Source organism: Sphingomonas spermidinifaciens (genome assembly GCF_002351485.1).
Lineage (GTDB): Bacteria > Pseudomonadota > Alphaproteobacteria > Sphingomonadales > Sphingomonadaceae > Sphingomonas > Sphingomonas spermidinifaciens.
On record NZ_NWMW01000001.1, the window covers coordinates 18,854 to 42,653 of the forward strand.

Annotated in this window: 24 protein-coding genes; 11 read left to right on the plus strand and 13 right to left on the minus strand. The window is 67.9% G+C overall.

Going from position 1 to position 23,800, the window contains the following annotated elements:
- Positions 1-14 precede the first annotated feature (14 nt).
- The 5 genes from COC42_RS00100 to COC42_RS00120 form a co-directional block, all read right to left on the minus strand.
- Positions 15-317 carry a hypothetical protein gene (locus tag COC42_RS00100; protein WP_096341294.1) on the minus strand — a complete coding sequence of 101 codons (303 nt, stop codon included), beginning with the start codon at positions 315-317 and terminating at the stop codon, positions 15-17.
- Positions 314-1,792 carry a Fe-S cluster assembly protein SufB gene (gene sufB / locus COC42_RS00105; RefSeq protein ID WP_096341295.1) on the minus strand — a complete coding sequence of 493 codons (1,479 nt, stop codon included), beginning with the start codon at positions 1,790-1,792 and terminating at the stop codon, positions 314-316. The genes COC42_RS00100 and sufB overlap by 4 nt, the downstream gene beginning before the upstream one ends.
- A complete protein-coding gene (locus tag COC42_RS00110) occupies positions 1,789-2,223 on the minus strand; it encodes an SUF system Fe-S cluster assembly regulator (protein ID WP_096342969.1) in 435 nt (144 codons plus the stop codon). The genes sufB and COC42_RS00110 overlap by 4 nt, the downstream gene beginning before the upstream one ends.
- A gap of 57 nt (positions 2,224-2,280) precedes the next feature.
- Positions 2,281-3,108: a DUF6597 domain-containing transcriptional factor gene (locus COC42_RS00115; protein ID WP_096341296.1), complete on the minus strand. Its 828-nt coding sequence runs from the start codon at positions 3,106-3,108 to the stop codon at positions 2,281-2,283.
- A 326-nt stretch (positions 3,109-3,434) separates the two neighbouring features.
- Positions 3,435-3,953: a superoxide dismutase family protein gene (locus tag COC42_RS00120; RefSeq protein WP_096342970.1), complete on the minus strand. Its 519-nt coding sequence runs from the start codon at positions 3,951-3,953 to the stop codon at positions 3,435-3,437.
- Between the two features lie 131 nt (positions 3,954-4,084).
- Here COC42_RS00120 and hppD point away from each other — a divergent pair, with 131 nt between their 5' ends.
- The 3 genes from hppD to COC42_RS00135 all read left to right on the plus strand — a co-directional run bounded on the left by hppD (position 4,085) and on the right by COC42_RS00135 (position 6,961).
- Positions 4,085-5,143: a 4-hydroxyphenylpyruvate dioxygenase gene (hppD, locus tag COC42_RS00125; protein ID WP_096342971.1), complete on the plus strand. Its 1,059-nt coding sequence runs from the start codon at positions 4,085-4,087 to the stop codon at positions 5,141-5,143.
- Between the two features lie 169 nt (positions 5,144-5,312).
- Positions 5,313-6,593, plus strand: coding sequence for a homogentisate 1,2-dioxygenase (hmgA, locus tag COC42_RS00130; RefSeq protein WP_096341297.1), 1,281 nt, complete (start codon positions 5,313-5,315; stop codon positions 6,591-6,593).
- Positions 6,590-6,961 carry a Rieske (2Fe-2S) protein gene (locus COC42_RS00135; protein ID WP_096341298.1) on the plus strand — a complete coding sequence of 124 codons (372 nt, stop codon included), beginning with the start codon at positions 6,590-6,592 and terminating at the stop codon, positions 6,959-6,961. Before hmgA ends, COC42_RS00135 begins: the two co-directional genes overlap by 4 nt.
- Here the strand turns inward: COC42_RS00135 and COC42_RS00140 are convergent.
- A complete protein-coding gene (locus tag COC42_RS00140; protein ID WP_096341299.1) occupies positions 6,951-7,946 on the minus strand; it encodes a quinone-dependent dihydroorotate dehydrogenase in 996 nt (331 codons plus the stop codon). The genes COC42_RS00135 and COC42_RS00140 overlap by 11 nt on opposite strands.
- 108 nt (positions 7,947-8,054) lie before the next feature.
- On the opposite strand from COC42_RS00140, the gene pheS reads away from it, so the two are divergent.
- Positions 8,055-9,134 carry a phenylalanine--tRNA ligase subunit alpha gene (gene pheS / locus COC42_RS00145; RefSeq protein WP_096342972.1) on the plus strand — a complete coding sequence of 360 codons (1,080 nt, stop codon included), beginning with the start codon at positions 8,055-8,057 and terminating at the stop codon, positions 9,132-9,134.
- Between the two features lie 101 nt (positions 9,135-9,235).
- Complete coding sequence (gene pheT / locus COC42_RS00150; protein WP_096341300.1) at positions 9,236-11,602, plus strand: phenylalanine--tRNA ligase subunit beta; 2,367 nt, start codon at positions 9,236-9,238, stop codon at positions 11,600-11,602.
- A 121-nt stretch (positions 11,603-11,723) separates the two neighbouring features.
- Here pheT and COC42_RS00155 read toward each other — a convergent pair whose 3' ends face one another.
- From COC42_RS00155 to COC42_RS00180, 6 genes are all read right to left on the minus strand, one after another.
- On the minus strand, positions 11,724-12,476 hold the full coding sequence (locus tag COC42_RS00155) for a helix-turn-helix domain-containing protein (protein ID WP_176484519.1): 753 nt from the start codon (positions 12,474-12,476) through the stop codon (positions 11,724-11,726).
- Positions 12,477-12,543: 67 nt separating this feature from the next.
- The gene (locus COC42_RS00160) at positions 12,544-12,774 is read right to left on the minus strand and encodes a DUF4170 domain-containing protein (protein ID WP_096341302.1); all 231 of its coding nucleotides are present in this window, start codon (positions 12,772-12,774) and stop codon (positions 12,544-12,546) included.
- Positions 12,775-12,925: 151 nt separating this feature from the next.
- Positions 12,926-13,357, minus strand: a complete 432-nt coding sequence (locus tag COC42_RS17830) for a hypothetical protein (protein WP_245843741.1) — start codon at positions 13,355-13,357, stop codon at positions 12,926-12,928.
- On the minus strand, positions 13,354-13,671 hold the full coding sequence (locus COC42_RS00170) for a DUF3618 domain-containing protein (RefSeq protein WP_096341303.1): 318 nt from the start codon (positions 13,669-13,671) through the stop codon (positions 13,354-13,356). The genes COC42_RS17830 and COC42_RS00170 overlap by 4 nt, the downstream gene beginning before the upstream one ends.
- Positions 13,668-14,009: a phage holin family protein gene (locus tag COC42_RS00175; protein WP_096341304.1), complete on the minus strand. Its 342-nt coding sequence runs from the start codon at positions 14,007-14,009 to the stop codon at positions 13,668-13,670. The genes COC42_RS00170 and COC42_RS00175 overlap by 4 nt, the downstream gene beginning before the upstream one ends.
- Positions 14,010-14,017: 8 nt before the next feature.
- Positions 14,018-14,530 (minus strand): hypothetical protein, encoded by a 513-nt coding sequence (locus COC42_RS00180; RefSeq protein WP_096341305.1) that lies wholly within the window; start codon positions 14,528-14,530, stop codon positions 14,018-14,020.
- Positions 14,531-14,675: 145 nt separating this feature from the next.
- Here COC42_RS00180 and eno point away from each other — a divergent pair, with 145 nt between their 5' ends.
- The 6 genes from eno to COC42_RS00210 all read left to right on the plus strand — a co-directional run bounded on the left by eno (position 14,676) and on the right by COC42_RS00210 (position 22,307).
- A complete protein-coding gene (gene eno / locus COC42_RS00185) occupies positions 14,676-15,956 on the plus strand; it encodes a phosphopyruvate hydratase (RefSeq protein WP_096341306.1) in 1,281 nt (426 codons plus the stop codon).
- A 31-nt stretch (positions 15,957-15,987) separates the two neighbouring features.
- Positions 15,988-16,308 (plus strand): FtsB family cell division protein, encoded by a 321-nt coding sequence (locus COC42_RS00190; protein WP_245843742.1) that lies wholly within the window; start codon positions 15,988-15,990, stop codon positions 16,306-16,308.
- 58 nt (positions 16,309-16,366) lie between these two features.
- Entirely contained in the window at positions 16,367-16,633 is a 267-nt protein-coding gene (locus COC42_RS00195; protein ID WP_141395747.1) for a hypothetical protein, read from the plus strand.
- A 116-nt stretch (positions 16,634-16,749) separates the two neighbouring features.
- The gene (secA, locus tag COC42_RS00200) at positions 16,750-19,479 is read left to right on the plus strand and encodes a preprotein translocase subunit SecA (RefSeq protein WP_096341308.1); all 2,730 of its coding nucleotides are present in this window, start codon (positions 16,750-16,752) and stop codon (positions 19,477-19,479) included.
- Positions 19,480-19,653: 174 nt separating this feature from the next.
- A complete protein-coding gene (locus tag COC42_RS00205) occupies positions 19,654-21,690 on the plus strand; it encodes a protein-disulfide reductase DsbD family protein (protein WP_096341309.1) in 2,037 nt (678 codons plus the stop codon).
- 11 nt (positions 21,691-21,701) lie between these two features.
- The gene (locus COC42_RS00210; RefSeq protein ID WP_096341310.1) at positions 21,702-22,307 is read left to right on the plus strand and encodes a redoxin domain-containing protein; all 606 of its coding nucleotides are present in this window, start codon (positions 21,702-21,704) and stop codon (positions 22,305-22,307) included.
- 51 nt (positions 22,308-22,358) lie between these two features.
- Here COC42_RS00210 and cysS read toward each other — a convergent pair whose 3' ends face one another.
- Positions 22,359-23,795: a cysteine--tRNA ligase gene (gene cysS / locus COC42_RS00215; RefSeq protein ID WP_096341311.1), complete on the minus strand. Its 1,437-nt coding sequence runs from the start codon at positions 23,793-23,795 to the stop codon at positions 22,359-22,361.
- Positions 23,796-23,800: the final 5 nt, after the last annotated feature.

A 23,800-nucleotide genomic window follows, 5' to 3' on the forward strand; every position in this document is an offset into this window, starting at 1 on the left:
CTTCTCAAATACGATCAGGGCTTTGGTGCGTCGGCAAGGTCGCCATCGTCCTGTTCAGCGGCCACGGGATCTTCGAGCACCTTGCGGGTCGAGGCGTCGACGCGGTCGAACATTGCCGCATCCTCCGGACGCGACGACTTCCGCTTGGCCGCGCACGTTTTCAGCGCCGCGTCGTGTATCGCGAGGCGGGCCGCGACATCGGCGGGCGGATCAATCATCGCCGGATCAGCATTGATCCGCGACGACAGGCAGTCGGCATAGGCGGCGACCGCATCGCTCGGCGTGACCTGAGCCGCCAGGATCATCGCTGCGATCATCCGACGCTCCCCTCCAGGCTGATGCCGAGCAGCTTCTGCGCCTCGACAGCGAACTCCATCGGCAGCTGCTGGAGCACCTCGCGCGCGAAGCCGTTGACGATCAGCGCAACCGCCGCCTCCTGGTCGAGCCCGCGCTGCATCGCGTAGAACATCTGGTCCTCGCTGATCTTCGACGTCGTGGCTTCGTGCTCGATCTGGGCCGAGGGGTTGCGGACCTCGATATAGGGCACCGTGTGCGCACCGCACTGGTCGCCGAGCAGCAGTGAATCGCACTGGGTGAAGTTGCGCACCCCCTCAGCGCCCGGCGCTACCCGGACGAGGCCGCGATAGGTGTTGTCCGACCGGCCCGCGCTGATCCCCTTCGACACGATCGTCGAACGCGACCCCTTCCCGTTGTGGATCATCTTGGTGCCGGTGTCGGCCTGCTGGCGGCCGTTCGTCACCGCGACCGAGTAGAATTCGCCGACGCTGTTCTCGCCGTTAAGCACGCAGCTGGGGTACTTCCAGGTAATCGCGCTGCCGGTCTCGACCTGTGTCCAGCTGACCTTGCTGTTCCGGCCCTGGCACAACGCGCGCTTGGTGACGAAGTTATAGATGCCGCCGACGCCGTTCTCGTCGCCCGGATACCAGTTCTGGACCGTCGAGTATTTGATCTCCGCATCGTCGAGCGCGACCAGTTCGACCACCGCGGCATGGAGCTGGTTCTCGTCGCGCATCGGCGCGGTGCAGCCCTCCAGATAGCTGACATAAGCGCCCTTGTCGGCGACGATCAGCGTGCGCTCGAACTGGCCGGTATTCTCGGCATTGATGCGGAAATAGGTCGACAGCTCCATCGGGCAGCGTACGCCCTCGGGCACATAGACGAAGGTGCCGTCGGAAAAGACCGCGCTGTTGAGCGTCGCGAAATAATTGTCGCGCTGGGGTACCACCTTGCCCAGCCAACGGCGGACGAGATCGGGATATTCGCGGATCGCCTCGCTGATCGAGCGGAAGATGACACCCGCCGCTTCCAGCTCCTTGCGGAAAGTGGTCGCCACGCTGACGCTGTCGAACACCGCGTCGACCGCGACCTTGCGCGCCCCCTCGACGCCGGCGAGCACTTCCTGCTCGGCGATCGGGATGCCCAGCTTCTCGTAGGTGCGGCGAATCTCGGGATCGAGCTCGTCGAGCGAGGCGATCGTCTTCTTCTGCTTCGGCTCGGCGTAGTAATAGGCGTCCTGATAGTCGATCGGCGGGACGTTGAGCTTGGCCCAGTCGGGCGCCTCCATCGTCTGCCAAAGGCGGAACGCCTTCAGCCGCCAGTCGAGCATCCATTCGGGCTCGCCCTTCTTGGCGCTGATATAGCGAACGGTATCCTCGTTGAGGCCTTTCGGCGCGAACTCCTGCTCGACTTCGGTCGCGAAGCCCCACTCGTACTTCTTGTTGGCGGCGGCCAGCGCCTCGGCGTTCTTCGGCGCGACGGCGGTGTCGGTCATGCTTCGGCTCCAAGACGCGCAGGTTCGTGCGCGCCGATCAGGTTACTCAGGGTGACGCCGGCGAGTGCGCCGCGAACGGCGCCGTTCACCGCGTCCCAGTGCGGACGCACCTCGCATGCGCCCTCGATCGCGCAGTCGTGGCGGCCATGCTCGACGCAGGGCGTCATCGCGATTGGCCCCTCGATCGCCTCGACGATGTCGGCGAGGCTGATCGCGGCGGGCGGGCGGGCGAGGCGAAAGCCGCCGCCGGTCCCGCGCGAGCTTTCGATGAGGCCCGCCGCCGACAAGCGGCTGACAAGCTTCTGCACCGTCGGCAGCGGCAGTCCCGTCTCGACCGCGAGCAGCGTCGCATTGAGGCGCACCGACCCGCACTGGCGGGCGGCGGCGCGCATCATCACGACGGCATAGTCGGCTTGGGCGGAAAGGCGCATCGGCTCCAATCGGATCGTTTCGTTCCGATTGCCATGTGGGCGCGAAGGGGCAGGGGGTCAAGGCTGCTCGGGCGGTGACAGCTCGTTGAACGCGGCGGGTGACAGCGTCATCGCCAGCACCGGGTCCATGCGCGAGGCGAGCGTGCCCGGCGTGTGGCCGGTGAAGTGCTTGATCTCGCGGATCATGTGCGACTGATCGTAGAAGAGTTCGGCGACCTCGCGCGGGTCGCCGCCGTCGGCAAGGGCGGTCGCGGCACGCAGCGCCCTGAACTTGCGCTCGAGCAACTTGGGCGGGGCACCGAAATAATGGTTCACCAGACGCACGACTTGGCGTGACGAGAGGGGGATCGCATCGAACAGCGCCGCCACGCGCGGCGCCTCGCTTGCGGCGAGCCATTTGCGGACGGTCTCGCAAAGCCGCTGATGCTCGGGCGGGATCGACCGGGCGCACGCGAGAAGGAAGCGTTCGACGAGCGCCGCCATCGCCTCGACCGACGTTTCGCCGCGGAGCGCGTCGAGCAGTGCCGTGCCCGCCGCGCCGAACACGGCCTCGCCATCGGTCACGCGATCGGCGCGTTCGTGCGCGGGGATGCCGATCAGCGCGCCCCAGCCCTGCGGCCGGAGCGCCGCACCGAAGCAGTGAAAGGGGCCATCGACGCGGTAAGCCGCCGCGCCGGTGCCCGGACCGTTGATCATGATGGGACAGGATGGCTCGGCATGACCATCGGGAAAGAACAATTGCCCCTGGCCCTTGAGCATGAAGCGGATTTGTCCCACGTCGGCGCGCTCGATGCCGTCGATCACGGGTTCGTCCGAGCGGTAGAGATAGAAGATCGTCACGAGCGACGCGACCGCAGCCGAGGGCTGCAGAAACTCGAGTTGCATACGGCGTTGCTTCCCCGTTCGCGGCGCGACCCTGATGCCCCCGAGGCGCCCGCGCGACGATCTTTGCTAAACCAGATCAGCAAGGGGAAGCACTAATGCGCAAGCAACCATCCGATGTGGAGCAAATGCGCGCATAAAAAAGGAGCGGCCATCCCGTGAAGAGATGGCCGCTCCGAGAAAAAGGCCCCTGTTAGGAACCTCTTGGGTCGCAGCGGTCGTCTACCCGTCGGCCGCCGAGTCGGTCTTGTACGGAAATGACAAAAATCGCGGCACGCCGGCATTCGCCGCGCCTTAGCCCAGCTGCTGCGTGCAGGATCGTTATGTCATCAGGCGCGGCGAAATACGCCACAGGCGATTCGGCTGCCGCTGTTGCCCGCCGGATCGGTGCGCATGTCGTCGGGACCGCTATGGATCATCATCGCCGATCCGTCGCCGTCGAACAGCCCGTCGAACGTGCCGCCGGGCAGCGTGACGGTCAGCACGCCGCCGCCATCCGAGCCGACGTCGAGATTGGGCATGTCACCCGCGTGCGGACCGGCGGGATTCTCCATGCCGTGCTTCTTGGCCATCGGGTTCCAGTGACCGCCCGCCGTCTCGAACGTCGGCGCATCGCAGCGTCCGACGGTGTGGACATGCGCGCCATGCGCACCGGGCGGCATAGCGCGGCCCTCGACGACGATCTGGATGCCGTCGGTCATCGCGGTTGCTGTCGCGCGGCCGACCGATTGTCCATTGGCGGTGATGAGGTCAGCCACAGCCGTCGGCTCCGCGCCGCCGCCGCCGCCGTTCATCGTACAGGCCGCGAGCGCAACGCCCGCCAGTACCGCTGTCATTCCGCTCCGCATGCAATCCTCCTGCCTGTTGTCGGCTTGCGAATGCGCGGGAAGGTGCGCGGTTCCGTTTAGCTTGACCGACAGTGGCAATCGCGCGATATTCGTATCAACTGATACCATCTATGGAGAGTGCCGTGGCGCATATGGACGTCAATCCGCTGGGGCTCGACGGGTTTGAGTTCTGCGAGTTCACCTCGGCCGATCCCGACCGGATGGCGGAACAGCTGGAGGCGATGGGCTTCACTGCCTTCTCGAACCACCCGGCGCGTGACGTGGTCCGGTTCAAACAGGGACGCATCAACCTTCTTCTCAACCGGATGTCCGAAGGGCATGCCGCCGACTTCCGTGCCGCGCATGGCCCGTCGGCGGCGGGCATGGCGTTCCGGGTCGCCGACGCCAAGGCGGCTTTCGACAACGCCGTAGGGCGCGGCGCGACGCCCGCCGACGCAAGCCGCGGCGCGCTGGGCGAGGGCTATGCGCTCGAGGGGATCGGCGGTTCGATGCTGTACCTCGTCGATCGTCACGGCGCGGCAGGCGGCCTCTACGACGACTGGACGCCGATCGAGGGCGCCGAGGAAGCCGAAGCGCGCAATTCGGTCGGCCTCGACCTGCTCGACCACCTGACCCATAATGTGAAGCGCGGCCAGATGCGCGTCTGGTCCGAGTTCTACAACCGGATCTTCAATTTCGAAGAGCAGAAGTATTTCGATATCAAGGGCAAGGCGACCGGCCTGTTCAGCCAGGCGATGATCGCCCCCGATAAGGCGATCCGCATCCCGCTGAACGAAAGCCAGGACGACAAGAGCCAGATCGAGGAGTTCATCCGCGATTACAATGGCGAGGGAATCCAGCACCTCGCCTTCACCACCGACGATATCTACACGACGGTCGAGAAGCTGCGGGCGCGCGGCGTCAAGCTTCAGGACACGATCGAGACCTATTACGAGCTCGTCGACAAGCGCGTGCCGGGGCATGGCGAGGATCTGGAGCGCCTCAAGCGGAACCGCATCCTGATCGATGGCGATGCGGGCAAAGAGGGCATCCTCCTCCAAATCTTCACCGAGAACCAGTTTGGCCCGATCTTCTTCGAGATCATCCAGCGCAAGGGTAATGAGGGCTTCGGCAACGGCAATTTCCAGGCGCTGTACGAATCGATCGAGCTGGATCAGATCCGCCGCGGGGTCATCACCGTTGATGCGTGAACCCAAGCCTTTTCCCGTTGCGGGAGAGGGATACCGATGCTCCGCCGCGAAAGCGAGATAGCGTCGCTTGGGTGAGGGATTATGCGCTAGCATCGCGGGCGCTTACCCTCACCCAGTTCCGACCAAGCCCCTGCGGGCCTGAGGATGCGCAGAAGGGGAGAGGCACACGATGAGCGAAGATTACATCCCCGGCTTCGGCAACCACGTCTCGACCGAGGCGGTGCCCGGTGCGCTGCCGATCGGGCGCAACTCGCCGCAGCGGCCTGCCTTCGGCCTCTATGCCGAGCAACTCTCCGGCACCGCCTTCACCGCCCCCCGGCATGAGAACCGGCGCTCATGGCTCTACCGCCTGCGCCCGACCGCCGAGCATCCGCCGTTCATTCGCTATGAGCGTGCCCGGAAGTTTGCGCCTGAGTCCGGCGATACGCGGCTCGCCCCCAACCGCCTGCGCTGGGACCCGCAGCCGATGGCGACCGACGTCGATCTCATCGACGGCATGACGACGATGCTGACCAATCGGCCGCCCGCCGATCTGGAGGGCGTTGCGCTCCACATCTATGCTGCCGATCGCGACATGGATGCGCGCGTGTTCCAGAATGCGGACGGCGAATTGCTCTTCATCCCCGAGCAGGGCCGGCTGACACTGCTGACCGAAATGGGGCGCATCGACCTGTCGCCGGGCCAGATCGCCGTCGTGCCGCGCGGCGTGCGTTTCCGCGCGCTGCTGCCCGACGGCACGGCGCGCGGCTATGTCGCCGAGAACCACGGCGCGCTGTTCCGGCTGCCCGATCTCGGTCCGATCGGCGCCAACGGCCTTGCCAACCCTCGCGATTTCGTGACGCCCGTCGCCTGGTTCGAGGATCGCGACGAGCCATTCGAGGTCATCCAGAAGTTCATGGGCGCGCTCTGGATGACCACGCTCGACCACAGCCCGCTCGACGTTGTTGCATGGCATGGAAACTGCGCGCCCTATCGCTATGATCTAGCGCGGTTCAACACGATCAACACCGTCAGCTTCGACCATCCCGATCCGTCGATCTTCACCGTGCTGACCAGCCCCAGCGACGTGCCCGGCCGTGCGAATGCCGACTTCGTGATCTTCCCGCCGCGCTGGATGGTGGCGGAGGACACGTTCCGCCCGCCCTGGTTCCACCGCAACGTGATGTCGGAGGCGATGGGCCTGATCCACGGTGCCTACGACGCCAAGGCGGAGGGCTTTCGGCCCGGTGGCCTCAGTCTCCACAACCTGATGGCCGGGCACGGTCCCGACGTGGCGACGTGGGAAAAGGCGAGCGCCGCCGACCTGAAGCCGCACCGGATCGATGGCACCATGGCATTCATGGTCGAAAGCTGCTGGCCCTATCGCCCGACGCCGCATGCGCTGGCTACCGCGCAGCCCGACTATGACGCGGCCTGGGCGCCGTTTCCCAAGGCGAAGCTGCCCGGATGAGTGAGGCGCCCGCCGGCGCGCGTGTGTTCGCGACCCCCGCGGGGGTGACGCTCGGGCCGCTCGACCTGATCGACGACGGGGCCGCGCGCAACTTCGTGCTCCAGCTGCGCGCCGGGCGCTTTCACGGCTTCGTCGTGCGGCGAGGCCATGACGTCATCGGCTATGTCGATCGCTGCCCGCACATGGGCGTGCCGCTGGCGCAGCAACTCGACGGCTATCTCTCGCCCGGCGGCGATCGCATCGTGTGCAGCTGGCACGGTGCGGTGTTCCGGGTGGAGGACGGCGAGTGCCTGGGCGGACCATGCCCCGGCACGCGGCTGACGCGGTGGCCCGTGGCCGTTCAGGACGGGCGAATCGTCACCGCCTGAGCCCGCGCACGATCTTCGCCGCCAGCCCCGGCCCGTGATATACGAGCGCGGAATAGAGCTGCACCAGCGACGCCCCCGCATCGAGCCGCGCCTGCGCCTCCGCCGCCGAATCGATCCCGCCCGCCGAGATGATCGGCACCTGCCCGCCCGTCGCCGCGACCGTGTCGGCCAGCATCCGGCGCGCGAGTGGGGCGAGCGGCTTGCCCGAAAGCCCGCCGGTCTCCGCCGCGTTCGCCGAGCGGAGCGTGTCGGGCCGGGAGAGCGTGGTGTTCGAGACGATCAGCGCGTCGATGCCATGGTCGATCGCCGCGCGCACCACGACGTCGAGGCCCGAGGAGTCGAGGTCGGGCGCGATCTTGAGGAACAGCGGCACCCGCTCGCCGCCCCCGCGCCGGGCATCGTCACTGGCGGCCAGCAGCTCGCCCAGCTCCGGCTGGGACTGGAGGTCGCGCAGGCCCGGCGTGTTGGGCGAGCTGATGTTGATCGTCACATAGTCGGCGAGCGACGCGACCTTCGCCACCGCCGCGGCATAGTCGGCGATGCGGTCGGTCGAGTCCTTGTTGGCGCCCACGTTGATGCCGAGGATGCCCGCCTTGCGCCGCGCTGCGCGGATGCGGGGCAGGGCGGCGTCGATGCCGCCATTGTTGAACCCCATTCGGTTGACGACGCCCTCGTCCTCGACCAGCCGGAATAGCCGCGGCTGCGGATTGCCCGCCTGCGGCCGCGGGGTCAGCGTCCCCACCTCGACGAAGCCGAAGCCCAGACCCAGGAAGCCGTCGATCGCCTCCGCATCCTTGTCCACGCCTGCAGCGAGGCCGACGGGGTTGGGGAAGTCCAGCCCGGCGATGCGGACCGGCTTCGCCTTCGGACGCGCCGCGAGGGGCGTCCCCGCCGTGCCCCAGGCCGACAGCATCCGGATCGTCAGGCGGTGCGCCTTTTCGGGATCGAGCGCGAACAGGGCGGGGCGGTAGAGGGGGGCGGCCATGGCCCCAGCCTACTGCCAGCGCCCCTCGATACAGGCTAGGGTTGATTTGCGCGGCCGCATGGGGTTTCGCAGGCGCGAGCGGTCGCTTGGGAACCGCAAAGGACTATGATGAGCGAGCTTCAAACCCTTCAGGTCGACCTCCTCGCGCGCGTCGAAGGCGCGGCGAGCATCGAGGCGGTCGAGGCGATTCGTGTCGAGGCGCTGGGCAAGCAGGGGCGGGTCACCGCCCTTCTCAAGTCGCTGGGCGGCATGACGCCGGAAGAGCGGCTGGTCGAAGGGCCGGCGATCCATGCGCTGCGCGAGGCGGTGACCGGGGCGATCGGCGATCGCAAGGCGGCGCTGGAGCGCGCGGCGCTCGATGGGAAGCTTGCGGCCGAGACGCTCGACATGACGCTGCCTGTCGACCGCATCGCGCCCGGCAGCGTCCATCCGGTCAGTCAGGTGATGGACGAACTCGCAGAGATTTTCGCCGACCTGGGCTTCGCGGTGGCGAGCGGACCGGAGATCGAGGACGACTGGCACAATTTCTCGGCGCTCAACATTCCCGAGACGCATCCCGCGCGGGCGATGCACGATACCTTCTATTTCCCCGAGGCTGGGGAGAAGCGGATGCTGCTGCGCACGCACACTTCGCCGGTGCAGATCCGCACGATGCTCAAGGACAAGCCGCCGATCCGCATCATCGCGCCGGGCCGCGTCTATCGCAGCGACAGCGATGCGACGCACACGCCGATGTTCCACCAGATCGAGGGGCTGGTGATTGATCGCGGCATCACCCTCGGTCACCTCAAATGGACGCTCGAGACCTTCCTCAAGGCTTTTTTCGAGCGCGACGACATCGTCCTCAGGCTGCGGTCCAGCTACTTCCCCTTCACCGAGCCCTCGGTCGAGGTCGATGTCGGCTATACGATGGTGAACGGCAAGCGCGTGATCGGCGGCAGCGAGGGCTGGCTCGAGGTGCTGGGCAGCGGGATGGTCCATCGCAAGGTGATTGAGGCGTGCGGGCTCGATCCCAACGAGTGGCAGGGCTTCGCCTTCGGCACCGGCGTCGATCGGCTCGCGATGCTCAAATACGGCATGGAGGACCTGCGCGCCTTCTTCGACGGCGACCTGCGCTGGCTTCGGCATTATGGCTTCGCCGCGCTCGACGTGCCGACGCTGTCGGGTGGGGTCGGGGTGGCGGCCTGAAAACACACGTCACCCCGGCGAAGGCTGGGGTCGCCTCGTTGCGACGCGCAACGCTCTATCACGGAAAGACCCCAGCCTTGCTGGGGTGACGGGTTGAAACAATGAAGTTCACGCTGAGCTGGCTCAAGGATCACCTCGAAACCGAGGCCGATCTGCCGACGATCCTGACTGCGCTGACGCGCATCGGGCTGGAGGTCGAGGGGGTCGACGATCCCGCCGAGCGTTTAGCCGGTTTCCGTGTCGCGCGCGTGCTGACGGCGGAGCGGCATCCGCAGGCCGACAAGCTGCAGGTGCTGTCGGTCGATACCGGCGATGGCGTGGCCCTTCAGGTGGTCTGCGGCGCACCCAATGCGCGCGCAGGCCTGGTCGGGGTGCTCGGCACGCCCGGTGCGGTGGTGCCGGCCAACGGGATGCAGCTGCGCGTCTCGGCGATCCGCGGCGTTGAATCGAACGGCATGATGTGCTCGAGCCGCGAGCTCGAGCTTGGCGACGATCATGACGGCATCATCGAGCTGGCGGCGGATGCGCCGGTCGGCACGCCCTTCGCCGACTATGCCGGGCTTGGCGATCCGGTGATCGAGGTGGCGGTGACGCCCAACCGCCAGGACTGCATGGGCGTGCGCGGCATCGCCCGCGACCTCGCCGCGGCGGGGCTGGGGACGCTCAAGCCGCTGGCGGTTGAGCCGGTGGCGGGCGAGGGCGCTGGGCCCGACGTTCGCACCCACGATCCCGCGGGTTGCCCGGCGTTCTTCGCACAAAATGTGAGTGGCGTGACCAACGGCGCCTCGCCCGACTGGATGCAGCGGCGGCTCAAGGCGATCGGGCAAAAGCCGATCTCCGCGCTAGTGGACATCACTAACTATGTGATGTTCGACCTCGGCCGCCCGCTTCACGTCTATGACCGCGCCAAGCTGACCGGGGGTCTCGTCGCGCGGGCGGCGAAGGCGGGTGAGCAAGTGCTCGCGCTCAACGGCAAGACCTATACGCTCGCCGAGGGGATGACCGTCATCGCCGACGATGCCCATGTCCACGACATCGGCGGCATCATGGGCGGCGAGGACTCGGGCGTCATCGAGGCGACGACCGACGTGCTGATCGAATGCGCCTATTTCACGCCCGAGGCGATCGCGCGCACGGGGCAGGCGCTGAACCTGACGAGCGACGCGCGCGCGCGGTTCGAGCGCGGCGTCGATCCCGCCTTCCTCGGGGACGGGCTGGCGATCGCTACGCGGATGGTTCTCGACCTGTGCGGCGGTCGCGCGAGCGGCGTCACCCGCGCGGGCCAGCCGCCGGTCGAGCGTGCGAGCTTCGTCTACAACCCGTTGCTCGCCCTGACGCTTGGTGGTCTCGACGTCACTGAGGAGCGCCAGCGCGCGATCCTCGAAGCGCTGGGCTTCGACGTGACCGACGACTGGCACGTGACGCCGCCCACGTGGCGGCGCGACGTCGACGGCCCCGCCGACATCGTCGAGGAAGTGATCCGGATCGAGGGGCTCGACAATGTGCCCTCGACGCCGCTCCCCCGCGCCGAGGGCGTGGCGCGCCCGACCGCGACGCCCGAGCAGCGCACCGAGCGCCGCCTGCGCCGCGCCGCCGCCGCGCGCGGGCTGAACGAGGCGGTCACTTGGAGCTTCGTGCCCGCGGCTCAGGCCGACATCTTCGGCGGCGGCGCGTGGACGCTCGCCAACCCGATCAGCGAGGACATGAAGGTCATGCGCCCGTCGCTGCTCCCCGGCCTGCTGGCCGCCGCGCAGCGCAACCTGTCGCGCGGCGCCACGGGCGTTCGGCTCTTCGAGTTCGGCCGCCGCTATCTGGCCGACGCCGAGCGGCCGACGCTGGCGGTGGTGCTCGCGGGCGAGCGCACTCCGCGCGGCTGGCAGGGCGGCAAGGCTAAGGCATTCGATGCCTTCGACGCCAAGGCGGAGGCGCTGGCGCTGCTTGAGGCAGCTGGCGCGCCGGTCGCCAACCTGCAGGTGTTGGGTGAGGCGGGCGAGGCCTGGCATCCCGGCCAGTCGGGCACGCTGCGGCTGGGCCCGAAGACGGTGCTGGCAGCGTTCGGGATCGTCCACCCCTCTGTCGCCAAGGCGTTCGACCTCGGCGGGCCGGTGGCCGCGGTCGAGCTTTACCCGGACGCAATTCCGGCCAAGCGTTCTTCCGGCTTCATGCGCCTTGCTTATGCCCCGCCGGCGCTTCAGCCGGTCCGCCGCGACTTTGCCTTCGTCGTACCGGCGGCGCTGTCGGCCGAGCAGCTCGTTCGCGCGGTGCGCGGCGCGGACAAGGCGGCGATCGTCGAGGCGCGTCTGTTCGACGTATTCGAGGGCGCGGGCGTGGGCGAGGGGATGAAGAGCCTCGCCATCGAGGTCGTGCTGCAGCCGGGCGAAAAGAGCTTCACCGACGCGGAGCTCATGGCCATCGCCGACCGCGTGGTCGCCGCGGCGGGCAAGCTGGGGGCGGTGCTGCGGGGTTGAGGCGTAACGCCGACGAAGTGCAGGACGTCCACAAGCTCAGTCCGAACGGAGTGGGGGCCACGCGCCCCAAATCGATCGCGCTGAGCCTGTCGAAGCGCTGCCCCTCTCTAACGCAGCACGCCTATTCCACCGTCACGCCGACCACCTTCCACGTACCGCCCTCGCGGGCGAACGCCACGCGCTCGATCGCGTCGGCCTTGTTGGCGTAGCTCGTGCGGAAGCGGACCAGCTCATAGCCCTCGGGCGGGGCTGGGACTTCTTCCCACGACTCGAACTTGCGCGATTTCACCGGGCCGAAGCGCTCGCGCATCTTCTCGGACGCCGCGGTCCAGGCCTGTTCGGTATTGCGCTTGTGAAAGTCGTCGCCGAAGCGCTGATAGCTCGCGCGCCAGTCGTTCGCGTCGATCAGCGCGAAGAGGCGCTGTGCTGCCTCGATGACCTCGGCGTTGGCGGTGGCCTGCTGCGTCGCGGGCAGCGGCGGGGTTGCGGGTTGCGAGAGGCCGATCAGGGCGAGCAGGCCGAGAGTCAGGGTCATGACGAGCACTCCGATGAAGAGCCGCGGGCGACCGGCCCACGACGCGCCGCGGGTCGGCGCGGTGCCTTCTTCGGTCGAGGGAAGCTCGGCGCCTTCCCCGATTTCGCTGTCCCTTATATTTTCGAGGGTGCCGCCCTCGGCCTCGAACAGCAGGCGCGCGGCCTCGCGGCTGCTGGGCACGGCGAGCTTGCGACGCGCCTCGCGCAGCCGTTCGTTGATTGTGTGGACGGAAAGGTCGAGCGTGCGCGCGGCCGACTTGGCGTCATGGCCGCGCACGATGAGGCGCAGCGTCGCTTTTTCCTTGTCGGTCAGCGTGTCGAGGGCGCGGGCAGCCGGCATCTGCATAGCCCGAGACTAGGAGGCGGGCAGGGCCGCCCGCCACCCCAAAATCCTTGTAGGGTCGTGCTCAGCCGCCCTGATTGAGCGCCGGATCGGGCTCGAGCAGGCGGTGGAGGTGGACGACGACATATTTCATCTCGGCATCGTCGACGGTCCGCTGCGCGGCGGCGCGCCATGCCTTTTCCGCGCTGGCATAATCGGGAAACAGGCCGACGATATCGAGCGCCTTAAGGTCGGTAAAGTCGAGGGTCTGCGGATCGCTCACGCGGCCGCCGAAGACGAGATGCAGCTTGCTCATGCGCCAAGGTTCCGATGCTAGGGGCTGTACCCGCACTGGCGGCGGGCTTCGCTGCTCCGCATAGCGAAATCGGCCGGTGGCTCAAGGCCGGTTCGTGCCGACCTTCGCCGTCACCCCGCCTCAATGCCGGGGTGACGGCAAGATCCAGGGCTCAGGCCGCCGACCTCGCCCCGTCGCGCGCCGCCTTGGCGACGTTTCCGAGCAGCGCAGTGGCCTTTTCCTTGGCGCCATCCTTATCCGGGATCAGCGCTTCGATCTCCTGCCGGCCCGCCTCGCGCGCGGCACGAGCAGCGGCGGCGGCCCCGTCGGTCAGGCGCTTGCCGAGCGGACCGAGCGCCTCGGCCTCCCGCTGCGTGCGCGGCAAGAGCGCGCCGATCGCGACGCCGATCGCGACGCCGCCGAGCAGCGCGGCGAGTGGGCTCGCCTCGATGCCGTCGGCGGTGCGGGTCGCGGCCTTCGACGCGGCCTCCTTTGTCACGTGGGCCGCGTGCGTTGTCGTTTCCTTCGTCGCCTCGACCGCATGGGTCGCGGCCTCACGGGCGCGGTCGGTCAGGCTGGTCTTGTTGGGATCGGTGTCGGTCATGACGGGTGTCCTTCGACAAGTTCGATGGGGTCGGGTTCGGGGGGCGGAGCGGGCGAAAGCCTGCGCATGAGTGCGAACAACGGCTTGCGGGCGAGGAGCAGCAATGCGCCGCCAGCGACCGATCCGGCGAGCACGGGCCGCGCCCGCGCGGATTCGACGGTCTGTCCGGCGACATCGATCGCCTTCTCGCGCGCACTCTCGACCGCATCATTGACGAGCGTCGCGGGCGAGAGGCGCGCCTTCAGCCGGTCGATGTCACCGAGCAGGTCGGCGCGCGCCGCGTCGGCTTCCGCCCGGGCCTTGGCCGCGCTCATGCCGCACCGCCAAAGGCTCGCCGGATTCGCGACACGCCCAGCCAGCCGAGAAACGCGACGACGATCAGTGCCGCGATGACGACGATAAGCGTCGCGACGCCGGCGCCGACCTGCGGCGCCAGCGTCAGCACCAGGCCGACGAGCAACGCCGCCAGTGCCGCCTGCGCGATGGCCAGCGCAGCAACCGCAAGGCCGACGCCGATGCCGGCGTCCTTACCGCGCTCGGCGGCAAGCGCCTTGCCATAGGCGACTTCGGCGCGCGCCCATCGCTTGGCGTCATCGACCGCCTGCATTGCCAGCGCGGCGATGCCCGGTTCGTCGGTTGGCGTCGAGGCCATAACGCCGGTCAGGCGGTCGGCGTCGTGGTGGTCGTGTCGGCCGGCTCGATGCCCGCCTTCACCACGCGCGCCAGCACGAAGCCGAGCGCCGCGGCGGTGCCGATCGCGACGGCCGGGCTCTTGCGGACGAAGCCGCGCACATCCTCCAGCAGCTCGTCGATGTCCTTCGCGTCGATCTGGCTCGCGAAACCGTCCAGCGACTGCGCCGCCGAGCGGGCGTACTGGCCATATTGCTCGCCCAGCTTCTTGTCGACCTGACCGGCGGCATCCTCCATCATGCGGGCGAAGTCGTTGAGCGCGCCCGAGGCCTTGGCCTTGCCGTCGCCGGCAAAGGCGCGCGCCTTCTCGGCTGCCTGGCTGCCGAGCTTGCTCGCCTCGGTCTTGATCGTGTCCTTGGCGGTTCTCGGCGTCTCGGTGGCGGTCGCGGGCTCGAACGTGACCTCGCCGGCTTCGGCGGTCAGCGGCACTGCGGGCTCGAACGTCGGCTCGCCGGGCGAACCGGCATTGTTGGTGTCAGCCATTTGAAATCCCTCCGTCGTTTGCCGAACAACCGCACGGCTTGCCGCCGGTTCCATCGGAAACGACGCCCGTCCCCGTTTGCGCGCCCGCTGTCGGGCGGCTAAGGGCGGCGCCGAACCCGCCGGCCGAACTTAGGGAGACCGTTACGTGACCGCAATCATCGACCTGCACGCCCGCCAGATTCTCGACAGCCGCGGCAACCCCACGGTCGAGGTCGACGTGCTGCTCGACGACGGCAGCTTCGGCCGCGCGGCGGTCCCCTCGGGCGCTTCGACCGGCGCGCACGAGGCGGTCGAGCGCCGCGACGGCGACAAGAGCCGCTGGGGCGGCAAGGGCGTAACGCAGGCGGTCGAGGCAGTGAACACCGACATCGCCGAGGTGGTGCTCGGCCTCGATGCCGAGGATCAGGCCGATGTCGATCAGGCGATGATCGAGCTCGACGGCACCGCGAACAAGAGCCGCCTCGGCGCCAATGCGATCCTCGGCGTCAGCCTGGCGGTCGCCAAGGCGGCGGCGGACGCGCGTGGCCTGCCGCTTTACCGCTATGTCGGCGGGGTCGGCGCGCTGACGCTGCCGGTGCCGATGATGAACATCATCAACGGCGGCGCGCACGCCGACAATCCGATCGATTTCCAGGAATTCATGATCATGCCCGTCGGCGCCGACAGCCTGTCGGAGGCGGTGCGCTGCGGGTCGGAAATCTTCCACACGCTGAAGAAGGGCCTGTCGGAGAAGGGGCTCAACACCGCCGTGGGCGACGAGGGCGGCTTTGCCCCCAACCTCGCCAGCGCGCCCGATGCGCTCGACTTCATCATGGCGAGCATCGAGAAGGCCGGGTACAAGCCCGGCGACGACGTGATGCTCGCGCTAGACTGCGCCGCGACCGAGTTTTTCAAGGACGGCGCCTATCATCTTGAGGGCGAGGGTCGCACGTTGTCGCCGCACGAAATGGCCGCATATCTCGCCGACCTTGCCGCGCGCTACCCGATCCTGTCGATCGAGGATGGCATGGGCGAGGACGATTTCGAGGGGTGGAAGGCGCTGACCGACCTGATCGGCGACAAGGTGCAGCTGGTCGGTGACGACCTGTTCGTCACCAACCCCGAGCGGCTGGCCGACGGTATTAAGCGCGGGCTCGCCAACTCGCTGCTCGTCAAGGTCAACCAGATCGGCACGCTGACCGAGACGCTGGAAGCGGTGAACCTTGCGCACCGCTCGCGCTACACCGCGGTCATGTCGCATCGTTCGGGCGAGACCGAGGACGCGACGATCGCCGACCTCGCCGTCGCCACCAACTGCGGTCAGATCAAGACCGGCAGCCTCGCGCGCTCGGACCGGCTCGCCAAGTATAATCAGCTCATCCGGATCGAGGAGGAACTGGGCGATGTCGGCCGCTATGCCGGGCGGGACGTGCTTCGAACCGCTTGATTAACGGCGCGTTCGGCATGATAAGCGGAACATGCCGAGCGCGCCCAAGTCCCGCCTGACGCCCCTGTTGCAAAGCGCCGGGATCCCGGCGCTCGCGATCATCTTCATGGGCTTCTTCGGCTATTATGCGGTCATGGGGCCGAACGGCCTGCTGCGCTACCGCGAATACAGCCGCGCCTACGCCAAACGCGAGGCCGAGTTCGCGCAGCTGGACAAGCGCCGGGCAGCGCTTCGCAACCAGGTCGCGCTGCTCGATCCGAAGCGCGGCGCCAATCCCGACATGGTCGACGAACTGGTTCGCAAGGAACTCAACGTCGCGCATCCCGACGAGATCATCGTTCCGCTCAACTGAGCTCACCCTCGCCGGCAATTCGGTGGACGTTCAGCCTTTCGCCGCATAGATGGGGCGCGTGAACCTGTTACCGATCTTCTACGCGCTGCTCGCCGCGCTCACCGGGCTGTCGCTCGGCGGCGTTGCCGAGGTGCGGGCGGTGCGGCCCGCCGTCGCGGCGACGATCGCGCGGCCGGGCGTCGCGCAGGTCGTCCAGGCGGCCAAGCGCCGCGATCCGGTCGCCGCGATCCGCCCAGCGCCCGCGTTGGTGCGCACGCAGGTCGCGAAGGTCCTCGCCCTCATCGCATTGCCGATCGAGCGCATGCCCGTCAGGCGCCGCGAATAGGCTGACCCGCCCGCCCGCGGGAACCCGCGTGCCCCCTTCGCATTACCCATTTCGTTACGGCCCCGACCGGCGCGCATCCCGCCCGGCGGCGCGCAGATTTCAGACAGGACATCCCCATGCTCGGCGGCCTTGCCAAGACCTTTTTCGGCTCCTCGAACGATCGCTACGTCAAGTCGCTCGGCGGCATCGTCAACAAGATCAACGCCTTCGAGCCGAGCATTCAGGCGATGAGCGATGACGAGCTCAAGCAACAGACCGTCCGCTTCCGCGAGCGGCTGGCGGCGGGCGAGACGCTTGACGCGCTGCTGCCCGAGGCGTTCGCGACGGTGCGCGAGGCGTCGGTCCGCGTGCTCGGCATGCGCCACTTCGACGTGCAGCTGGTCGGCGGCATCGTTCTCCACCGCGGCGAGATTGCCGAGATGAAGACCGGCGAGGGCAAGACGCTCGTCGCGACGCTCGCCGTCTATCTCAATGCACTGGCGGAAAAGGGCGTCCACGTCATCACCGTCAACGACTATCTCGCGCGCCGCGATGCCGAGGAGATGGGGCGCGTCTACGGCTTTCTCGGCCTGACCACGGGCGTCATCGTCCCCAATCTCGCCGATCACGAGCGCCGCGCCGCCTATGCCGCCGACATCACCTATGGCACGAACAACGAGTTCGGCTTCGACTATCTGCGCGACAACATGAAGTACGACCGCGAGTCGATGGTCCAGCGGCCCTTTTCGATGGCGATCGTCGACGAGGTCGACTCGGTGCTGATCGACGAGGCGCGCACCCCGCTCATCATCTCCGGCCCGACCGACGACAAGTCCGAGCTCTATATCGGCGTCGATGCGATCGTGAAGCAGCTGACGCCCGACGACTATGAGAAGGACGAAAAGCAGAAGTCGGTCGTCCTGACCGAGGACGGCACCGAGAAGGTCGAGCGGCTGCTCGAGGATGCGGGCCTGCTCCAGGGCAGCAACCTTTACGACTTCGAGAACACGCAGGTCGTCCATCACCTCAACCAGGCGCTGCGCGCGGTGGTGATGTTCAAGCGCGACATCGATTACATCGTGAAGGACGGGAAGGTCGTCATCATCGACGAGTTCACCGGCCGCATGATGGACGGCCGCCGCTGGTCCGACGGCCTGCACCAGGCGGTCGAGGCCAAGGAAGGCGTCCAGATTGAGCCCGAGAATCAGACGCTCGCCTCGATCACCTTTCAGAACTATTTCCGCATGTACCCGAAGCTCTCAGGCATGACGGGTACCGCCGCGACCGAGGCGGCCGAGTTCTTCGACATCTACAAGATGAACGTCGTGTCGATCCCGACCAACGTTCCGGTGCTGCGCATCGACGAGGAAGACCAGTTCTACAAGACGCTGCAGGACAAGTTCATCGCGATCGCCCGATCGATCAAGGAGCATAGCGAGAAGGGGCAGCCCGTGCTGGTCGGCACCGTTTCGATCGAGAAGTCGGAGCTGCTTTCGGAGTATCTCCAGAACGAGGGCGTGCCGCACAAGGTGCTGAACGCGCGCTATCACGAAAGCGAGGCGCATATCGTGGCCCAGGCGGGCCGACTGGGCGCGGTCACCATCGCCACCAACATGGCGGGTCGCGGCACCGACATCAAACTCGGCGGCAATCTCGACTTCCGCATCGCCGACGAACTGGCCGACGTGCCCGAGGGGCCGGAGCGCGACGCGGCGATCCAGCGCATCCGCGAGGAGATCGAGGCCGAGAAGCAGCAGGTGCTCGCCGCCGGCGGCCTGTTCGTGCTCGGCACCGAGCGGCACGAGAGCCGCCGCATCGACAATCAGCTGCGCGGTCGCTCGGGCCGTCAGGGCGATCCGGGCCTCAGCCGCTTCTACCTCAGCCTCGACGACGACCTGCTGCGCATCTTCGGCCCGGACACGATGTTCGCCAAGATGATGCGCTCGAACATCGCCGATGGCGAGGCGATCGGATCGAAGTGGCTGACCAAGGCAATCGAGACCGCGCAGAAGAAGGTCGAGGCGCGCAACTACGACATCCGCAAGCAGGTCGTCGAATACGACAACGTGATGAACGACCAGCGCAAGGTGATCTACGAGCAGCGCGCCGACATCATGGATGCCGAGACGGTGGGCGACGTCGTCGCCGACATGCGCGCCGAGACGGTCAACGCGCTGGTTGGCGAGGCCATTCCGCCGGGCACCTATCCCGAGCAGTGGGACGTTGCCGGCCTGACGGCGCGCGCGGCCGAAGTTCTCAATGTCGAGGCGCCCGTCGCCGACTGGATCGCCGCGCAGGACGGGCTTGAAGCCGAGGATATCGAGAACCGCATCCGCCAGGCCGCCGACGCGCTGGTCGAGGAAAAGGCGAAGGAACTCGAGCCCGAGACCTGGGCCGGCATCGAAAAGTCGATCCTGCTCCAGAACCTCGATCACCACTGGAAAGAGCATCTGGCGATGCTCGACGCCCTGCGCCAGATCATCCATCTGCGCGCCTATGCGCAGAAGACGCCGATCAACGAATATAAGCAGGAGGCGTTCGGCCTGTTCGAGAAGATGCTCGACAGCATTCGCGAGGATGTGACGCGCACCTTCGCCTATGCCCAGTTCCAGTTCCAGGCGCCGCCGCCGCTGCCCGAACTTCCCGACTTCCTGACGCATCACTTCGATCCGCTGACGGGCGAGGACGATACCTACGATCAGGACGGGTCGGGCCTCGTCATTCCTCCCTTCCAGATTCCCCAGCCCGAGCTCGAGGATCTGGGCGACGATCCCGCCGCCTGGGAAGGCCGGGTGAGCCGCAATGCGCCGTGTCCGTGCGGATCGGGCCGCAAGTACAAGCATTGCCACGGGGCGCTGGTGGCCTGAGCCGGAGAGCAGCGGGGCCCCGGCACGGCGGCGGCCGGGGTGATGACGTCGAAATAGTGTCACCCTTAATGCCAACGTCGACCCCGGCGTCCCGCTTCTGCTGTCCTCGTGCCGGCGGCATCGCGACCAACGGCCTAGTGGCGCTCGCGTCCGCGCGGGCGTAGGTTGCGCGCGATGCGCCGCCTACTCGCTTTCCTCGCCGCCTGTTTCCTCGCCGCCCCCGCGGCGGCGCAACTTGCCGCGCAGCCGCGTCATCTTGCGATCGAACTTGTCGCCGAGAGCGACTCGCCCGCACCGGGCGGCGAAGTCACGCTCGCGCTCGCGTCGAAGCCCGATCCCGGCTGGCATGGATACTGGAAAAACCCCGGCGACGCGGGGATCGAGACGACGCTCGCCTGGACCCTACCCGGGGGGGTGACCGCCGGCCCGCTCGAATATCCCGTGCCGCACCGGCTCGTGATCGGCGGGCTGATGAATTACGTCTATGAGGGGCCGTTTGCGCAATTCGTGCGGCTGAAGCTGCCCGCGGGGCTCGCCCCCGGCACGCGTCTGCCGATCGCGGTCAAGGCTGACTATCTCGTCTGCACCAACGAGATCTGCGTGCCCGAAAGCGCGCAGCTATCGACCGTGTTGACCGTCGGCGACGGCTCCATCACACCCGAGCGGCGCGCGCAGTTCGACCAGTGGCGCCGCGCAATGCCCAAGCCGCTCGGAAGCGCCGCGACCTTCGCGGTCGAGGGCGGAAAGATGCGGATCGGCGTGCCCTGGCCTGCGGACCAGGCGGCGGACGGCCCCTATTTCTACCCGCTGACCGACGGTGCGATCGCCTATGCCGCGCCCCAGACCGTCGGCCGCGCCGGCGATACCCTCGTCATCGAGACGCAGGGCGGCGGCAAGGTACCGGGAGAGGTCGAGGGCGTGCTCGCGCTGGATAATGGGCGCGGTTTCGAAGTGCGAGCGGTGCCGGGTGCGGTACCCGCTGCGGCGGCGCAGGCGGCGCTCGACTGGCGCGCGGTGCTCGTCGCCTTTGCCGGCGCGGTGCTGGGCGGGCTGATTCTCAACGTCATGCCGTGCGTCTTCCCCATCCTCAGCCTCAAGGCGCTCGGCCTCGCGCGCGCCGGCGGCGACGAACGCGCGGCGCGGGGCGAGGCACTGGCTTACTCGGCGGGCGTGATCGCCGTCTGCCTCGCGCTCGGCGGCATCCTGCTCGGCCTGCGGGCGGGCGGGGCGACGGTGGGCTGGGCGTTCCAGCTTCAGGACCCGCGCGTCATCTTCGTGCTGCTCCTCCTCGTCACCGCGATCGCCTTCAACCTCGCCGGGTTGTTCGAGCTGTCGGCCCCCGGCGCGGTCAACCGGCTGGCGGCGGGCGGCAAGGGCGGCGCGTTCATGACCGGCGCGCTCGCCGCGTTCGTAGCGACGCCCTGCACCGGGCCGTTCATGGCGGCGGCGCTGGGCGCGGCGCTGGTGCTGCCGACTGCGGCGGCACTGACGATCTTCGCGGGGCTCGGACTGGGCTTGGCATTGCCGTTCCTCGCGATCGGGTTCGTGCCCGCGCTGCGGCGGCGATTGCCGAAGCCCGGCCCTTGGATGGCGACGCTCCGCCACATTCTGTCGGTGCCGATGTTCCTGACGGCGCTCGCGCTCGCCTGGGTGCTGGGGCGGCAGGCGGGGGTGGACGGACTGGTGCTGGGCCTCGGCGCGGTGCTCGTGGCGGCGCTGGCGCTCTGGTGGACGGGTACGCGGCAGGCGAAGGGCAGGGGCCTCGCCTGGGCGCCGGCGGCCGCCGGCATCGTCCTCGCGCTCGGTGGGATGCTGCTCGTCGAGCGCAAGCCGGCCGCGGCAACCGAGGTCGCGGCCCTCGGCGCCAAGCCGTTCAGTGAGGATGCGCTGCAATCGCTCCGCGCGGGCAACAAGCCCGTCTTCGCCTATTTCACCGCCGACTGGTGCGTGACGTGCAAGGTCAACGAGAAGGCGGCGATCGAAACGGCGACTGTCGCCGATGCGTTCGAGAGGGGCGGAGTCGAGGTGCTGGTCGGCGACTGGACCGACGGCGACCCCGCGCTCGGCCGCTTCATCGAGCGGCACAATCGCGCGGGCGTTCCCCTCTACCTCTGGTACGCGCCTGGCGCCGCCGAGCCGCGCGTGCTGCCGCAGGTGCTGACGCCGGCGATGCTGGCCGAGCTTCCGACCAGGACAGGAGTCGGCGGATAGGGAGAGCGACGATGAAGACGGTGATGCTGGGACTGGCGACGGCGCTGCTGGCGATGCCCGCGGTCGCCGAGCAGATTGTGGGTCAGCCCGCGGGCAATTTCCGCCTGACCGACATGGACGGGCGCAATGTCGCGCTGTCGGATTACAAGGGCAAGACAGTCGTGCTCGAGTGGCACAATCCCGGCTGCCCCTTCGTGCGCAAACACTATGACAGCGGCAACATGCAGCGCACGCAGGCGGCGGCTGTCGCGGGCGGCGCGGTATGGCTGACGATCAACTCGGGTGCGCCGGGCAAGCAGGGCCATTTGTCGCTCGCCGAGGCCAAGGGGCAGTATGCCAGGGACGGGTCGAAGGCGACGCGCTACCTCCTTGATCCAAAGGGCGTGGTCGGCAAGGGCTATGGCGCGAAGACGACGCCGCACCTCTACATCGTCGATCCCGCGGGCCGCCTCGTCTATCAGGGCGGCATCGACGACAAGGCCACCGCCAACCCCGCCGACGTTACAGGTGCGCGCAACCATGTGACCGCCGCGCTCGCCGAGTTGAAGGCCGGCAAGCCGGTGTCGGTGGCGGAGAGCCGGCCCTATGGCTGCTCGGTGAAGTACGCGGAGAGTTGATCGGAAGCCCAACCTTCGTCACCCCGGGGTCAGGTCCGGGATGACGGTGGGTTAAAGGCGCCAGTCCCAGCCTAGCGGATCGCCGTCCATGACCTCGACGCCTGCCGCGGCCAGTTCGTCGCGAAGGGCGTCGGACCGTGCGAAATCCTTTGCCGCGCGCGCCTCGCGCCGTTCGGCGAGCTTCGCCTCGATCGCAGCCTCGTCGATCCCGGCGTCGGCGGGGCGGAGGCGCAGGTCGGCACGGGTGATGGCCGCCAGTTCTAGCCCCAGCACCCGGTCGAAGGCCGCCGCCATGGTCAGCCGATCCGCCGGCGACAGCGCCTTGTCGGCGAGCAGCTCGTCGAGCACCGGCAGCGCGCGCGGCGTGTTGAGGTCGTCGCTGATCGCCGCGTCGAACGCCTCGCTGTAGCGATCGGCCGTCCCGCGCGAGGGCTTGTCGGGCGCGGCGCGCAGCTTCTCCACCGCCTGCACCAGCCGCTTCAGCCGCGTCTGCGCGGCGATGACGCTCTCCCAGGTGAACTCGAGCTCGCTTCGGTAATGGGCCGACAGGCACATTAGCCGATAGGACAGCGGGTGGATGCCGCGATCGACCAATGTCTGGAGGCGCAGGAACTCGCCCGCCGACTTCGACATCTTTCCGCCGCGATCCACCAGGAAGTTGTTGTGCATCCATAGCTTCGCGCCGGTGAACCCCGGCTCGGCGTCGGTGCATGCGCAGCGGGCCTGGTTCTGCGCGATCTCGTTCGGATGGTGGATCTCGCGGTGGTCGATGCCGCCGGTGTGGACGTCGAACGGGTGGCCGAGCTCGGCAAGGCTCATCACCGAGCATTCGAGGTGCCAGCCCGGCGCCCCCCGGCCCCAGGGTGAATCCCATTCCATCTGCCGCTGCTCGCCCGGCGGCGAGGACCGCCAGATCGCAAAATCCTGTGGATTGCGCTTGCCGTCGATCGGGTCGATCCGGCTCTCGCCGGCATCGGTCGCCGCGCGCGCGAGGCGGCCGTAATCGGGCACCGTCGACACATCGAAATATAGCCCGCTGTCGAGGCGGTAGCAGTGCTTGTCCGCGATCGTCTCGGCAAAGGCGATCATCTGCGGGACGTAATCGGTCGCCACGGTCCACTTTGCGGGGGGTGTGATGTTCAGTCGCTCGACGTCATGCTTGAAAGCCGCCGTGTAGTGTGCCGCCACATCCCAGATCGACTTTTGCTGCGCCCGAGCCGCCTTTTCCATCTTGTCGTCGCCGGCATCGGCGTCGCTCGTCAGATGGCCGACATCGGTGATGTTGATGATGTGGCGGAGGCCATAGCCCTTCCATCGCATCACCCGCCCCAGCGTGTCGGCGAAGAGGAAGGCGCGCATGTTGCCGATATGCTGATAGTTATAGACGGTCGGCCCGCAGGTGTAGATGCGCACCTCCGCCGGGTCGATCGGGCGGAAATCCTCAATCGAGCGGGTAAGCGAATTGTAGAGCCGGAGGGGTGCGTTCATCGCGC